Genomic DNA, 14,839 nt, shown 5'->3' with positions numbered 1-14,839 from the left:
TCTCTCCAAGGCGTAGGCGATCCGGTGTTCGAGCTGAGGCTACTGATCGCCCGCCAAGGGAGCGACCCGAAACGGAAATTGACCATCCGTTCCCGGTCACTGCCTGCGGCACGTGCCGGATTGATACCCCCCTGCACAGCTCTCGAACGCCCTGTGAAGAGTGTGCGCCACGGTGGGGAGGGTTCCGGCGGGTTCCGGAGAACTCCGGAGAACTCCGGAGAACTCCGGAGGGTTCGGGAGGTTCCGGAGAGTCCCGGGTGTTTCCGGTGATCACGGCAAAGCGGTCCGCCCCTCCGCGGGGGAGCGGAGGGGCGGACCGTGGTCGCCGACGTCGGGTGACGAGATGATCAACCCTGGGGAGGTTTCTCTACTTCTCCGACGCGCCGACCGGCTTTCCGTCGGGCCGGATGGCGAACCAGGTCCCGCCCACGCCCTGGCCGTTGGTGTCGCCGGGCTTCTTGTCACCGGCGAACGTGTAGATCGGGATGCAGTCGATGGACTGCTGCTTGATGCCGTCGGGGCGGTCGAAGACGACGTAGCCGCGGTTGGGGGTGGAGCCCTGCAGATCGATGCCCTCGGTGTCCTTCGCGTCGACCGGGGCGACGACGGGCCACTTGTCCAGGCACGCGCCGGTGCACTCGGTCTTCATCGGCCACTGCGAGTCCTTCATGAACCGGTAGACGGTGTGGCCGTTCTTGTCGATGACGATCTCGCCGAGCTTGGGGTCGTTGCGGGTGGACAGGCCGGGCAGTTCGCCGGCCGCCTCCGCTCCGCCCTGGGCCTTCTTGCCGTCGGGGGCCAGCGCGTACCACTTGCCGCCCACGCCCTGGCCCTTGATGTCCCCGGCGTTGACGTCCTTGGCGTAGCGGTACGCCGGCCAGCCGTCGATGGTCAGCTGCTTGGTGCCGTCGGCGCGGGTGATAGAGCCGAGCAGCGCCTTGTCGATGCCCTCGCCGGCCGTGGCGTCGTCCGCGGGCACCGGGGGCCAGGTCTTGGCGCAGTCGCCGTCGCAGTTCGACTTCGGCGGTTCGGCCGTGTCCTGGTCGAAGCGGTACAGGGTGAGGCCGAGGCTGTCGGTCACCACCTTGCCCACTTCGGCGTTGGTGGAGACGGCCAGCTTGCCCGCGGGAGCGGCAGCCGGAGCGGACGGGCTGGCGGAACTCTGCTGGCCTCCCGTACTGCCGGCCGCGCCGTCGGCTCCCGTGCCGATGTTGCCGTAGTCCCCCGGTGCGGCCGTGGCGCCCACGTTCTGGCTGCTCGCCGGTGGGGTGGTTTCCTGACCGCACGCCGTCGTCAGCGCCAGCACCACCGCAGCGCTCGCCACGAGTGAGGCGCTCCGCCAGGAGGTCTTCATCGTCAACTCCCGATAATCGCAAGGGTGTTGCAGCGCCCTGCTGCGCCGCCGCACGACACTGGGTACGCATGGCGACCACGGTTGTGTTCAACCACGTCGCACATTTCTTTGCGGAACCCGCGCCGCGGGCCCCGACTTGTCGCACGCGCGTGCGCACCGGCGGGTGCGCGGGTGAGACCGGAAGAAACCGCCGGATCGCGACTTTCACCCCTTCGGGGCAATCCCCCGGCACTCCGGCGCGCCGACGCGGGACAGGGCACATGATCTTCGTTGTGCAGGGACCCCCACCGACCCAATGCGGCCGTGTCGTCAGGGCGTTGGCCGTGATGACACTGGCGTGGGCACTCGTCGGCGCACCCGCCGACGCCGCGACGGCCGACGCCTGCGCGTACGCCTCGACCGGGCCGGACGGCACACAGGCGGTTGCGGTCGTCGGCGGCCGCCTCACCTGGCCACCGCCCCCGTCATGCCAGAAGCCCACGCCGACCCCCACACCGACACCGACTCCCACACCGACGCCGCCCCCACCGCCGCCGGAGCCGACGCCCACACCGCCCCCACCACCGCCACCGGACCCGGAACCCACGGCGCGGCCCGAACCGCCGCCTCAGCCGCTCCCTCCACCCCCACCTCCGTCACCGGCTCCCCGGCCGGCGGTGCCTCCTGCCCGCCCGGTGCCCGCGCCGACACCGCCACCGGCCCCACCGCCGAAACCGCCGGAGAAACCGCGCGAGACGCCGGACAAACGGGAGAAGCCGCGTCCGTCGGTGGCCCCCGTGCACTACCCGCCCTACCGCGCCGCACCGCGCCGGCAGACCTCGAACGGCGCTCCGTCACCGCTCGTCTTCGTCCTTCTCATCACGACGCCCGCGGTGGTGGCCGCCGCCGCGCTGCGCCCGCGCTGACAGCGCGCCGATCCCCGAAGTCCTGGAGGCACCTCTTGCCGGAATGGCTCGTTCTCACCCTCGCGATGCTGGCCGCCTGTGCCGTGGTGGTCGTCATCACCCTCGTACGGCACCGCACGGCGGCCGACGACGAGGACCCCAGCGAGACCCCGGACGTCATCGAGTACATCACGATGTGGATCGGCGTGCTGTACGCCATCGTGCTGGGCCTGGCCATCGCCGGTGTGTGGGAGGCGCGCGGCGCGGCCCAGGAGCACGTGCGGGCGGAGGCGGCCGCGCTGCACGAGATCTCGGAACGCGTGCGGGTCTATCCGGCCGAGGTCCGCGACCGTATCCGCGCTGATGTCGATGCCTATGTCGGACACGTCGTCACCACCGAGTGGCAGGCCATGGCCGACACCGGCGAGGTCACCGAGCGCGGCACCGAACTGCTCGACCAGGTACGCCGGGACGTCACGGACCACCGGCCGGCCACCGACTTCGAGGCCCAGGCCTACCAGCCGCTCGTCGACCAGGTGACCGCCGCGGACCAGGCGCGGACCGCCCGGGCGGAGTCGGCCGCGCCGACCATGCCGGGCGTGGTGTGGTTCGGGCTGATCACCGGAGCCGTCGTCACCGTCGGCATGCTGTTCGCGCTGCAGATCCGGCGCACGGCGCGCGAACTGATCCTCGCCGGGCTGTTCTCCGCGTTGATCGCGTTCCTGCTCTTCTTGATCTGGGACTTCGACGCGCCGTACAGCCGCGGCATCACCGCGACGACCGACCCGTTCCTGCGTCTCTTCCCGCACGTCGAGGACTGACGGCCCCTCGGCCGACGGACGGGCCCTGCGCCGACGGACGGGCCCCGGTCCCGGCGCCGCACGGCGTCCGGGGCCGGGGCCCGTCGGTTCAGATCCGCTTCTCGGCGCGGCGCCGCATCCAGAACACACCGCCGCCGATCGCCGCCGCGGCCACGAGACCGCCGCCGATGGCGATGTCGGTCGGCGTCGCACCGCTGGAGCTGCTGCCGCCGATGCCGCCGCGGACACCGCCGATGACGGTGAAGGCGGCCGGGCGGGTCAGGGTCCTGCCGTCACAGTGGACCGTGATGTCGTACGTGCCCGGGCGGGCGTCGGCGTTGATGGTGGCGGTGCCCCTCGCCGTGTCGTTGGCGCCGCGGATCGGCGTCAGATTGGTCCTGGGGAACGCGTTGGAGGTCGCGGTGCCGCCGCGCCGGCAGCCGTCGACCGTGATGGTCAGCTGGCCGCCGCGGGCGATGACGCCGGGCAGGGCGACGATGTTGCTCGGGCTGACGGCGCTGCTCCCGTTGCCACCGCCGTTGCCGCCGTTGCCACCGCCGTCGCCCCTGCCATTGCCGCCACCGTTGCCACCGCCGTTGCCGCCGTTGCCGCCGTTGCCGCCGTTGCCACCGCCGTCGCCCCTGCCATTGCCGCCCCCGTCGCCGCCGTTGTTGTCGCCGCCACCACCGTTTCCGCCATTGCCGCCATTGCCGCCTTGGAAGCCGTTGTCATCCCTGCCGCCTCCGAAGCCGTGGTCGCCCCCGTTCCCACCTCCGAAGCCGTTGTCGCCCCCGTTCCCACCTCCGAAGCCGTTGTCACCCCTGCCGCCCCCGAAGCCGTTGTCACCCCCGTTTCCGCCGCCGTTTCCGCCGCCGTTTCCGTTGCCGTTTCCGCCGAAGTTGCCGCCGTTGCCGTTGCCGTTCTGGCCGCCGCCGGGCCCGCCGTCGTTGCTGGTGTGGGTACCGGGGACGCCGTCCCACGCGACGGCCGTGGGGGCGGCGAGCCCGAGGACGGCGATCGCGGCGCCGGCGGCCGCCAGGGCACGAGAGTTGCGCATGAGATCCTCCGCGGAAGACGCCCCGGGACCTGTCCCCGGTCGATCGGCGAGAAAGCGCCTCCCAGAAAGACCCTCAGTTGCCCTGCGCGGGCGCGCATTTCGGGAATGGTCCGTCCTGGTGAGCGAACACGCGGAACGACCACCGCACAATCGGATATCGCCGCAGGTCACGAACGGTCGGAAAATTCCTGTCGGCGGCAACTCGGATGGCGCACCAAAAAGGCACCGGCCACCCGTTCGCCGCTGCCCCGTCGCCGGTTTCGCGCGCCGCGCTTAGCGTTCTGGTATGCGCGAATGACGCGGCGACGGCCGCGTCGAGAGGGGATGGCGAATGCTTGCGTCCGAGCTGACCGAGGCCGAAGAGGAGGCGCGGCCGAAGAAGCGTGCCCCGTGGGGCGTGATAGCGCTTGTTCTGCTGACCGGCCTCGCTCTCATTCGGAATGGTTCGGGGGAGTTCGACGTGGGTCCGCCGCAGCCGGCCACGGCCGCCGCGGCGGACAGCCGGGTGCCCGCCGGCACCTTCGCACAGGCCGTGCAGCCGCTGCCGTACGCCGTGCCGGACCGGGTCAGGATCCCCGCGATCCAGGTCGACGCGCCGGTGATCCCCGTGGGTCTGGACGCGGACGGCTGGGTCGGCGCGCCGCCCGCGGAGGACCCGAACCTGGCCGGCTGGTTCACCGGCGCCGTCTCCCCCGGCGAAAAAGGCACCGCGGTCGTGGTCGGCCATGTCGACAACCAGCAGGGTCCCGCCGTTTTCTACGGACTCGGCGCCCTGAAGAAGGGAAACCACGTCGAGGTCGCCCGCAAGGACGGAAAGACAGCCGTGTTCGAGATCTACGGCATCGAGGTCTTCCAGAAGGACGACTTCCCCGGCGACCGGGTCTACGGTTCCAAGGGCGCTCCGGAACTGCGGGTCATCACCTGTGGAGGCGGTTTCTCGGAGCAGGGCGGTTACGCCGGCAATGTCGTCGCCTTCGCCCGCCTGGTCGAGGTCCGCTGAGCGTTCCCCGACCGGGCCGACGGGCGAGGCTCACACGGAATGCCGCCGAGGGACGGTGATGTAGTAGCCGGAGTCCAGCAGGCGCGGCAGATAGCGGCGCAGAGCCCGGACACTCTGGGAGCGGTCGCCCCCGGCGTCGTGCGAGAGCACCACGACGCCGGGGGCGGCGCCGTTCTCCACCCGGTGGACGATGGTGCGGGTGCCCGGGGTGGTCCAGTCGAGGGTGTCCACCGTCCAGGCCAGCGGCTCCATGCCGAGTTCGGCGCCCAGTTGGAAGGCGGCGCGGTTCCAGGCCCCGTAGGGCGCGCGGAACCACTCGGGGCGTTCGCCGCACACCTCCTCGACCAGGTCGCTGGTGCGTGCCATCTCGGCGCGGATCCGGTCACGCCTGAGGCGGGTGAGCAGCGGGTGGGACCACGTGTGGTTGCCGACGACGTGCCCCTCGTCCGCCATCCGGACCAGCAGGTCCCGGTTCTCGTCGGCCATCTGCCCGCACACGAAGAACATGGCGCGGACGTCGTACCGCGCCAGTGTGTCCAGGACGGCCGGGGTGTAACGGGGATCGGGGCCGTCGTCGAAGGTCAGCACCATGGTCCGGCCGCGTCCGGACACGCGCAGCAGGGGCGCGCTCCGTACCGGGGTCCGGACGGGTGCGGCGCGCGGCGGGCCGAAACCGGTCATGGGCTGGAGGCGGTACGCGGAGGGCCTGAGCGGGCGGCGCGCAGGGGGGCCGGCCACGGGCGAGGGCGGCCGGGCCGGTTCGTTTCCCGCGCCCGCCGCGAGGACACCGGCCGTGCCGGCCGCCCCGGCGGCGACGGCGCCCGCGAGGAGAGCGCGGCGACGTGTGAACAACAACTGATCCTTCTGCATGACTCATCAGTCGCCCGGTGGCAGACCGACGCACCTGTGCAACACCGGAGCGGCGGCACGAAATCACCCGTTCGGCCGAGTGACCGGGGTCAGTGGCGGCGTACCAGCGGGAACGGGAGGGTCTCGCGGATGGTCAGGCCGGTGAGGAACATGACCATCCGGTCGACGCCGATGCCGAGTCCTCCGGTGGGCGGCATGGCGTACTCCAGGGCGTCGAGGAAGTCCTCGTCGAGTTCCATGGCCTCGGGGTCTCCCCCGGCGGCGAGCAGTGACTGGGCGGTCAGGCGGCGGCGCTGTTCCACGGGGTCGGTCAGCTCGGAGTAGGCGGTGCCGAGTTCGGTGCCGAACGCGACGAGGTCCCAGCGTTCGGCGAGCCGCGGGTCGGTGCGGTGCTGCCGGGTGAGCGGGGAGACGTCGGTCGGGAAGTCCTTGTAGAAGGTGGGCAGCCGGGTCTTCGCCTCGACCAGCCGCTCGTACATCTCCAGGACCACGTCGCCGGGGCCGTCGTCCGCGGTGTACGGGACGCCCGCACGGTCGCACAGCCGGTGCAGTGCGGCAAGGTCCGTGCCCGGGCCGATCTCCTCCCCCAGCACCTCGGAGATCGCGCCGTGGACGGTCTTGACCGGCCAGGTGCCCGAGATGTCGTACTCCCGGCCGTCCCTGCGGGCGACCGGCCGGCCGAGGGCGGCGGTGGCCGCGCCCTGGATCAGCTCGCGCGCCAGATCGAGCATCACGTCGTAGTCGGCGTACGCCTGGTAGGCCTCCAGCATCGTGAACTCGGGGTTGTGCTTGTAGGAGACGCCCTCGTTGCGGAAGGTGCGGCCCATTTCGAAGACCTTCTCCAGGCCGCCGACGCACAGCCGCTTCAGGTACAGCTCAGGCGCGATCCGCAGGTACAGGTCGAGGTCGTAGGCGTTGATGTGGGTGGTGAAGGGGCGGGCGTTGGCGCCGCCGTGGATCTGCTGCAGCATCGGCGTCTCGACCTCCAGGAAGCCGCGGTCCAGCAGGCCCTGGCGCAGTGCCTGGACGGCGGTGGAGCGGGCCCGGACGACGTCGCGGGCGCCGGGACTGGCGACCAGGTCGAGGTAGCGGAGGCGGACCTTGGCCTCGGGGTCGGCCAGGCCCCTGCGTTTGTCGGGCAGCGGGCGCAGGCACTTGCCGGTCAGTTGCCAGGAGGTGACGAAGACGGTCGGCTCGCCCTTGTCGCTGACGCCCGCGCGGCCCGTGGCGATGATGTGGTCGCCGATGTCGGTGTCGGTGGTGAAGCGGTCGAGCGCGGGTCCGCAGCGGTCGCGGGTGAGGGCGAGTTGGTGGTCGCCTGACCAGTCGCGCAGGAGGACGAAGACGATGCCGCCGAAGTCGCGGACGAGCATGACGCGGCCGGCGACGGTGACCTGTTCGCCCTGCCGGACCTCGGCGAGGGCGTGGGTGCGGGCCGGGACGCCCACCGGGTAGGGGTCGGTGCCTTCGGCGCGCAGCCGGTCGAGTGTGCGGTGCCGGATACGGACCTGTTCGGGCAGGCCGGCGAGGGGCCCGGCGGCCTCGGCCCCGTCCCCTCCGGCGAGGCCGAGCGCCGCCAGTGAGGGCAGGCCCGCGGTGGTGGCGGGGCGCTGCCCGCCGGTCGAGTGCCCTTTTCCCCAGAGCTTGTGCATCGACGGTACGGAGACGAAGCCCTCGGCGATGGCGGAGGCCAGGCCGACGCGGGCCAGGGAGGCGGCGTCGGCGTAGCAGAGGAAGCGCGGGTACCACTCGGGGCGGTACTTGGCGTTGGAGCGGTAGAGGGCTTCCAGCTGCCACCACTTGGAGAGGAACAGCAGCAGGCGCCGCCACAGTCTGAGGACGGGGCCGGCCCCGATGCGGGCGCCCTCCTCGAACACCGAGCGGAACACGGCGAAGTTCAGGGAGATCCTGCGGATGCCCAGTTTGGGCGCGGCGGCACACAGTTCGGCGACCATGAACTCCGTGACGCCGTTGGGCGCGGTCCGGTCACGGCGCATCAGGTCCAGGGAGACGCCGTCCCCGCCCCAGGGGACGAAGGACAGCAGGGCGAGGAGCCGGCCGTCCCGGTCGCGTGCCTCCACCAGGAGACAGTCACCGTCGGCCGGGTCGCCCAGGCGGTCCAGGGCCATGGAGAAGCCGCGCTCGGTCTCGGTGTCGCGCCAGGTGTCGGCCCGGTCGACGATCTGCCTCATCTCCTCCTCGGTGAGGGTGGCGTGGCGGCGGATGCGGCAGGTCGCTCCGGTGCGGCGGACGCGATGGACGGCCTGGCGGGTGACGCGCATATCGCGGCCGTCGAGGTCGAAGTCGGGCACGTGCACGATCGCCTCGTCACCGAGTTGGAGGGCACCGAGCCCGGCGCGGACGTAGGCCCGCGCGCCCTCCTCGGAGGCGCCCATCACGGCCGGTACCCAGGCGTGGCGGCGGGCCCTGTCCAGCCAGGCGGCGATGGCGTGCGGCCAGGCCTCCCGGTCGCCCACCGGGTCGCCGCTGCCCAGGCACACGCCGGCCTCGACGCGGTAGGTGACGGCGGCCTTGCCGCTGGGTGAGAAGACGACGGCCTTGTCGCGGCGGGTGGCGAAGTAGCCGAGGGAGTCCTGGTCGCCGTACGCCCGCAGGAGGGCGCGGATGCGGGCCTCCTCGTCGCCGTGCAGGGCCGCTTCCATGCGCTGGGAGCGGAACAGGGTGGCGGCGGCGTTGAGGAGGGCGAGCGCGCCGAACAGGCCGAGCAGGAAGGGCAGTGGGCGGGGCGGGCGGCCGTCGAAGGAGTCGCCGGGGACCAGGGCGCCGCAGACCCGGTCGGCGGCCCAGGCCAGGCGCTGTCCGCGCGGCAGTGTGCCGGGGAACAGTTCGACCAGGCCCCAGCCGAGCAGGATGCCGAGGACGAGCCCACCGAGCAGGACGCCGAGGGCCCGGCGGACGGCGCCGCGGCGGGAGGCGGCGTAGAACTCCCTGCGGGCGACGACCAGCAGCACCAGCGCGAGGGCGCCCACGGCGAGGGACGGGACGGACCAGGTGTACTCCCCGAACGCGGCGGCCACGGCGTCGGTCAGGACGAGCAGGCCGAGGTAGACGGCGACCAGCCACCAGGCGACCTTCTTGCGGGCCGCCGTCGCGGCGGCGAGCAGGAACAGGAAGACGGCGTAGGCGAGGTTGGCGCTGACGGGGACGATCAGCAGGTTCAGGACGCGGACCGCCGGGCGCAGCAGGGCGCGCAGCGGGGCGATCAGGGCGAGCAGCGCGCACAGCACGCCGACGGCGCCGAGGAAGGCCGCGAAGCCCTCCGGGACCTTGCTGAGGAAGCCGTCGCCGGGCCGTCGTATCGGGCCCGCGGGTTGTTCGGCCTCGGCGGCCTCCGCGGTGGCGCTCATGGTTCCGACTGTAGGAACAGCCGGGCGGCCCCGCCCGTCGAGCGCTGCCGCGCGGGTGGGCGGCGTCGGCTCCGAGGGCGGCCGGGCCGTCACCGGCGGGTGCCACAGAGCCTTCCGATAGCCTCACGAGGGTGACGGAACAGCACTCCCACCGGTTCGAACGGGGCACGGACGGGCCGAAGGTCATCGTGGTCGGGGTGGACGGCTCCGACTCCTCGCTCCGGGCGGCGGCCTACGCCGGTGGTCTGGCCCGGCGCCAGCGTGCGCTGCTGGCCGTCGTGTACGTGCAGCCGGTGCCGGCGGCGGGCGCGGCCTTCGGGGCTCCGGTCGCCGACACCACCGAGGAGATCGCCGAGGACATCGTCCAGCAGATCAGGGAGGCGGCCGAGCGGGTCAAGGGGATATTCGACGTGCGCTGGGAGTTTCACACGTTCCGCGGCGACCCCTACAGCGGCCTGGTCAGGGCGGCCGACGAACTCAAGGCGGACGCGGTGGTGGTGGGCGCTTCCGAGCAGGCGGGCCACCGCATCGTCGGCTCCGTCGCGATCCGCCTGGTGAAGTCGGGGCGGTGGCCGGTGACGGTGGTCCCTTAGCGGCCCGCGGCCTCTCCCGGGGCGCGGCGAAGCGGCGCTCGCCCGGCCTCGGCCCCGCCCGCGACGAAGACCGCCCGGCCCTGCCGCGGCTCTGCGTGGTGTCTTCCGCCATGCCCGTGCCCGAGGCATCATGATCCGCCATCAGCCATTTGCCGATCGTGAAGAGGTGAGGTGCATGGCCAGGCTCCGTATGGGTGAGGGCGTTCTCCGCCGCAAACCCATTGAGCACATCGAGGAGACGGAAGTCGGTGAGGGCACCCGGCTGGAGCGGTCGCTCGGCCTGTGGCAGCTCACCGCGATCGGCGTGGGCGGCATCATCGGCGCGGGGATCTTCACCCTCGCGGGCACGGTGGCCAACGGTACGGCGGGGCCGGCCGTGCTCGTGTCGTTCCTCATCGCGGGCGTCGCGAGTGCCGCGGCGGCGTTGTCGTACGCCGAGTTCGCGGGGCTGATCCCGAAGGCCGGCTCCGCCTACACGTACGGCTACGCGGTACTCGGCGAGCTCGCGGGCTGGTTCATCGGCTGGGACCTGCTGCTGGAGTACACGGCGATCGTGGCGGTGGTGGCGATCGGCATCTCCGGCTACTTCAGTTTCCTGGTCGGCGAGATGGGCGCCGACCTGCCGAACTGGATGCTGGGCGCGCCCGGTACCGGCGACGGGCACCGGATCGATTTGTTCGCGGCGCTGCTGTGCCTGCTCATCGCGTACCTGCTCAACCTGGGCATCAAGAACGCGGCCCGGTTCGAGACGGCCGTGGTGGTCCTGAAGGTGCTCGTCGTGCTGCTGGTCATCGCGGTCGGCGTGTTCCACATCGACACCGCCCACTACAACCCGTTCTTTCCTTACGGGGTGAGCGGGGCGTTCACCGGTGCGGCGACCGTGTTCTTCGCGGTCTTCGGGTACGACGCCATGTCGACGGCGGCGGAGGAGTCGAAGGACGCGCAGCGGCACATGCCGAAGGCGATCATCTACTCGCTGGCGATCTCGATGGTCCTGTACGTGGCCGCCTGCCTGGTGCTGACGGGCATGCAGGACTACAAGGACATCGACAAGGAGAGCGGGTTCTCCACGGCGTTCCAGTCGGTGGGGCTGAGCGGGCTCGCCAACGTGATCGCGGTGGGCGCGATCATCGGCATCCTGACCGTGATGTTCACGTTCATGCTGGGCGTCACGCGGGTGTGGTTCAGCATGTCCCGGGACGGGCTGTTGCCGCGCTGGTTCGCCAAGACGCACCCGACGCGGCACGTCCCGACGCGCGTCACGTGGATCGTGGGGTTCGCGTCGGCCGCCATCGCCGGGTTCCTGCCGATCGGTGAGGCGGCCGAACTGACCAACATCGGCATCCTGCTGGCGTTCGTGGTGGTCTGCACGGCGGTGATCGTGCTGCGCTACCGGCAGCCGGACCTGCCGCGTACGTTCCGCACGCCGTGGATGCCGGTCGTGCCGGCGGTCGGTGTCGTCTTCTCGCTCTGGCTGATCACGTTCCTGCAGTGGCAGACCTGGGCGCGGTTCGCGGTCTGGCTCATGCTGGGGCTGGTGATCTACTTCGGGTACTCGTACCGGCGCTCGGAGCTGGCCCGGCGCCAGGCCCCGGACAGGCTCTAGAGGCCGCGCAGGAAGTCGAGCAGGATCTCGTTGAAGACCTGCGGCTTCTCCAGGGCCGTGTAGTGCCCGGTTCCCTCGATGGACGTGGAGCGGCCGTCACGGACGGTCCGGGCGAGCCGCTCCGCCTCGCCGAGCAGGTCGGCGGGTTCGAGCGTGCCGTTGACGGTGAGCAGGGGTACGTCGATCTTCGGGACGCGGGCCCAGGTGTCGGTCAGGGGGACGTGCCAGTTCTCTTCGCCCGGCGCGTGCTTGGACATCGTGTGCAGGGCCATCTCGCGCAGCAGGCGCGGGACGGCCTGGTCGATCTCGTCCGCACCGCGGTGCGGACCGTGGACGACGCTCAGGAAGGCCGTGAGCCAGGCTTCGAGGTCACCGGCGCCCAGGGTGCGGGCGTACTCGGCCTGGACGTCGACGTACCAGGGGTCGGTGTACTGGAACTCGCTGGTCGCGGCCCCGCAGGCGACCACGGCGCGGACGAGTTCCGGGTACTCCAGGACCGTGTCCGTGGCGATCGCCCCGCCCATCGACAGGCCGACGAGTACGGCCGGTCCGGCGTCCAGGTGGCGCAGCAGATCGGCGAGGTCGTCGGCCCATCGGAACGGTCTGGTGGCATTGGCGGAGAAGCCGTGACCGCGCACGTCCGGGGCGATCACCCGGTAGCGGTCGGCGAGGGCCGGTATCTGGGCGTGCCACAGCCGGTGGTCGACGAAGCCGGAGTGGAGCAGGACCACCAGATCGCCGGAGCCGGTGTCGAGGTAGGCGAGGTCGCCGTCAGCAGAGGAGAAGAAGCGCGGGTTCGCAGCAGCAGTCATGACAACCAAGGTGTCATCTCCTCGGCGATTTGACAACCGAGATGTCATGATGGCCGGGTGAACGACAGCGACAAGCCGCTTCCGCCCGACGAACTCGGCCGCAGGCTCACCGACGTCTTCGACCTGATGGGCCCGCTCTACCGGCGCGTGCAGCGCAGCGTCGAGCAGGGCGAGGCCGTCGAGGGACTGTCCATCGGTGTGCGCGCCGTGCTGGCCCTGCTGCACCGGCACGGGCCGATGACCGTCCCGCAGATGGGCCGCGCGCAGGCCATCAGCCGGCAGTTCGTGCAGCGGATGGTCAACGACGCGGCGGCCCGCGGCCTGGTGGAGAGCATCCCCAACCCGGCCCATCAGCGGTCGTCCCTGATCCGGCTGACGGACGACGGCCGCGAGGCGATCAGCGCCGTCCTGGCCCGCGAGCACACGGTGCTGCGCGAGGTCGGCGGCGATCTGACGGACGCCGACGTGACGGCCTGCCTGCGCGTGCTCGGCGAGATGCTGAAGCTCTTCGACCACGTGGACGTCAACTGACCCCGCGGCCTACTTCCCCATCAGCAACCCGCCCTGGGCCGCGCCCCGGCTGAGCACCACGTCCCGGATGCGGTCGCGCACGGCGGCCACGTCGGCACCCCGGGCGAGCGCCTCGTTGAGGTTCACCACCCGGCCGGCGTCCACGTCGAACCACTGCGGGACGAACTCGGCCTTCGTCACCTCCCAGCGGCCGCCCGGCCGGCTCGGCGGGGCGAAGGTGAAGCGGCCGAGCGTGGACTGGTTGCCGCGCGGGTCCCGGACGCCCTGGTGGTTGTGCATCTCTCCGGCGATCTGGTCGCCCATGCCGTAGATCACCCAGGTGCCGTTGACCTTCTCGTACGCCTGCGGGACGTGGGCGTGGGTGCCGAGGATCAGGTCGATGTCGGGGCGGTCACCGGTACGGGCCGCGGTGAGCCGTCGCGCCAGGGTCAGCTGCTGCCGGTCGGGCTCGTCCTGCCATTCCGTGCCCCAGTGCAGGGAGACGACGACCACGTCGGCGCCCGCACGGCGCGCGATCCGGGCGTCCGTGAGGATGCGGGCCTCGTCGATGAGGTTGACGGCCCAGGGGCGGTCGGCCGGCAGGGCGTAGCCGTTGGTGCCGTAGGTGTAGGCGAGGTGGGCGACCTTGGCGGGGCCCGCGGGCAGCAGGGTGACGCTGTACGCCTCCTGTTCGGTGCGCGCCGAGCCGGTGTGCCGTACGCCCGCGCGGTCGAGGGCGTCCAGGGTGCGGTGGATGCCGGCGGTGCCGTCGTCCAGGGAGTGGTTGGAGGCGGTGGAGCAGCCGTCGTAGCCGGTGGCGGCCAGTGCCCCGGCCACCTCGGGCGGGGACTTGAAGGCGGGGTAGCCGCTGTAGTCGCCGTTCTCGCCGTACACCGTCTCCATGTGGCACAGGGCCAGGTCGGCGCGGGACACGACGGGGCGGACACCGGCGAGCATCGGCCGGAAGTCGTAGCCGACGCCGCCCGCGTCGAAGTGCGCCCGCTCGATGATCGAGCTGTGCGGGAGGACGTCGCCGGAGGCGACCAGGGTGAAGCCGCCGGCGGTTCCCGCGGAGGGGGCCGGGCGCCCGGCCCCGGCCGGTGCGTCGTCGTGAGCCTGGCAGGCGGCGCCCGCGGCGAGAAGGGCGGTCAGGGCCAGGGCCACCTGCCGACTGCGTGTGATCATGCATTCACCCCGTTGTGGTCGTATTTACACACAAACAGGAAAGAAGTCACACGCGGTCACATCCGGCTCCGACACGCTCATTAGCCCGTCCGGTAAGCCGGGCCGGTCCGCGCCGACCGTTCGTCGAACCGTTCGCCGACGCGATCGACCGTCCGTCGCAGACCCGTGTGCGTGGCCTGTGCCTGAGCGGCGCCCTGCGGTGCCATACGGCCATGACGGCCGGAACCACTCTCACGAACGGGACGACCGCCGAGCACGAGCTCGCCGCGCTGCAGCGCGAGCACGGCCGGCCCCTCTTCGCGCTCCTGCTCCGGCTCTGCGACGGCGACCGGCAGCGCGCGGAGGATCTGCTCCAGGAAACGCTGGTGCGCGCCTGGCAGCATCCCGAGGCCCTGCGCGCCGACGACTTCGACTCCGTACGACCCTGGCTCATGACCGTGGGACGGCGGCTCGCCATCGACGCGCGGCGGGCCCGGCAGGCCCGGCCCGCGGAGGTCGGCGACGCCGTGCTGGAGAACGCGCGGGTGATCTCCGACCACGCCGAGCGGGCCGCGGCGATGCTGGATGTCCGCGAGGCTGTGAAGACACTCACTCCTGAGCACCGTGAAGTCCTGGTGCTCGTGTACTTCCAGGGGGCGAGTGTGGCGGAAGCGGCGGCAGCCCTGGGCATCCCGCCCGGTACCGTGAAATCCCGCGCGTACTATGCCCTGCGCGCCCTGCGCCGGGTCCTGCCGGGATACGCCGCCGACCTGCGGTGAAACCAACGGCTGGGTCAAGCCTCCGTAAAGCGCCTTGCCGCG

General features: G+C 71.8%; 12 protein-coding genes and 1 pseudogene. 7 read left to right on the top strand and 6 right to left on the bottom strand.

Annotated features, from left to right (window positions below; translation table 11 throughout):
- Window positions 1-367: 367 nt before the first annotated feature.
- Window positions 368-1,354, bottom strand: a complete 987-nt coding sequence (locus tag ACFPZJ_RS35455) for an SCO0930 family lipoprotein (RefSeq protein ID WP_381030659.1) — start codon at window positions 1,352-1,354, stop codon at window positions 368-370.
- A 776-nt stretch (window positions 1,355-2,130) separates the two neighbouring features.
- Between ACFPZJ_RS35455 and ACFPZJ_RS35450 the strand changes: the two genes are divergently transcribed.
- Window positions 2,131-2,259 (top strand): hypothetical protein, encoded by a 129-nt coding sequence (locus ACFPZJ_RS35450; RefSeq protein WP_381030481.1) that lies wholly within the window; start codon window positions 2,131-2,133, stop codon window positions 2,257-2,259.
- Between the two features lie 35 nt (window positions 2,260-2,294).
- Window positions 2,295-3,059 carry a bestrophin-like domain gene (locus tag ACFPZJ_RS35445; RefSeq protein ID WP_381030479.1) on the top strand — a complete coding sequence of 255 codons (765 nt, stop codon included), beginning with the start codon at window positions 2,295-2,297 and terminating at the stop codon, window positions 3,057-3,059.
- 88 nt (window positions 3,060-3,147) lie between these two features.
- Here the strand turns inward: ACFPZJ_RS35445 and ACFPZJ_RS35440 are convergent.
- A pseudogene (locus tag ACFPZJ_RS35440) lies at window positions 3,148-3,611 on the bottom strand (hypothetical protein).
- Between the two features lie 815 nt (window positions 3,612-4,426).
- Between ACFPZJ_RS35440 and ACFPZJ_RS35435 the strand changes: the two are divergent.
- Window positions 4,427-5,095 (top strand): class F sortase, encoded by a 669-nt coding sequence (locus ACFPZJ_RS35435; RefSeq protein WP_381030476.1) that lies wholly within the window; start codon window positions 4,427-4,429, stop codon window positions 5,093-5,095.
- Window positions 5,096-5,125: 30 nt separating this feature from the next.
- Here the strand turns inward: ACFPZJ_RS35435 and ACFPZJ_RS35430 are convergent, their stop codons facing one another.
- Window positions 5,126-5,965: a polysaccharide deacetylase family protein gene (locus ACFPZJ_RS35430; protein ID WP_381030473.1), complete on the bottom strand. Its 840-nt coding sequence runs from the start codon at window positions 5,963-5,965 to the stop codon at window positions 5,126-5,128.
- An 89-nt stretch (window positions 5,966-6,054) separates the two neighbouring features.
- Window positions 6,055-9,333, bottom strand: coding sequence for a bifunctional lysylphosphatidylglycerol synthetase/lysine--tRNA ligase LysX (gene lysX, locus ACFPZJ_RS35425; RefSeq protein ID WP_381030470.1), 3,279 nt, complete (start codon window positions 9,331-9,333; stop codon window positions 6,055-6,057).
- Between the two features lie 131 nt (window positions 9,334-9,464).
- Here lysX and ACFPZJ_RS35420 point away from each other — a divergent pair, with 131 nt between their 5' ends.
- Together ACFPZJ_RS35420 and ACFPZJ_RS35415 are read left to right on the top strand one after the other, a co-directional pair.
- Complete coding sequence (locus ACFPZJ_RS35420; protein WP_381030467.1) at window positions 9,465-9,926, top strand: universal stress protein; 462 nt, start codon at window positions 9,465-9,467, stop codon at window positions 9,924-9,926.
- Window positions 9,927-10,101: 175 nt separating this feature from the next.
- On the top strand, window positions 10,102-11,532 hold the full coding sequence (locus ACFPZJ_RS35415; RefSeq protein ID WP_381030464.1) for an amino acid permease: 1,431 nt from the start codon (window positions 10,102-10,104) through the stop codon (window positions 11,530-11,532).
- Here the strand turns inward: ACFPZJ_RS35415 and ACFPZJ_RS35410 are convergent.
- Complete coding sequence (locus ACFPZJ_RS35410) at window positions 11,529-12,344, bottom strand: alpha/beta fold hydrolase (RefSeq protein WP_381030462.1); 816 nt, start codon at window positions 12,342-12,344, stop codon at window positions 11,529-11,531. The two genes, ACFPZJ_RS35415 and ACFPZJ_RS35410, sit on opposite strands and share 4 nt — an antisense overlap.
- Window positions 12,345-12,401: 57 nt before the next feature.
- Between ACFPZJ_RS35410 and ACFPZJ_RS35405 the strand changes: the two genes are divergently transcribed.
- On the top strand, window positions 12,402-12,875 hold the full coding sequence (locus ACFPZJ_RS35405; RefSeq protein WP_381030459.1) for a MarR family winged helix-turn-helix transcriptional regulator: 474 nt from the start codon (window positions 12,402-12,404) through the stop codon (window positions 12,873-12,875).
- Window positions 12,876-12,884: 9 nt separating this feature from the next.
- Here the strand turns inward: ACFPZJ_RS35405 and ACFPZJ_RS35400 are convergent, their stop codons facing one another.
- Window positions 12,885-14,039, bottom strand: coding sequence for a CapA family protein (locus tag ACFPZJ_RS35400; RefSeq protein ID WP_381030456.1), 1,155 nt, complete (start codon window positions 14,037-14,039; stop codon window positions 12,885-12,887).
- A 212-nt stretch (window positions 14,040-14,251) separates the two neighbouring features.
- On the opposite strand from ACFPZJ_RS35400, the gene ACFPZJ_RS35395 reads away from it, so the two are divergent.
- On the top strand, window positions 14,252-14,797 hold the full coding sequence (locus tag ACFPZJ_RS35395; protein WP_381030453.1) for a sigma-70 family RNA polymerase sigma factor: 546 nt from the start codon (window positions 14,252-14,254) through the stop codon (window positions 14,795-14,797).
- Window positions 14,798-14,839 lie beyond the last annotated feature (42 nt).

It is taken from the genome of Streptomyces bullii (assembly GCF_042657145.1).
In the GTDB taxonomy this organism is placed as follows: domain Bacteria; phylum Actinomycetota; class Actinomycetes; order Streptomycetales; family Streptomycetaceae; genus Streptomyces; species Streptomyces bullii.
The sequence above is the reverse complement of the archived record's forward strand: the minus strand, read 5'-3'. Positions and strand labels throughout refer to the sequence as shown.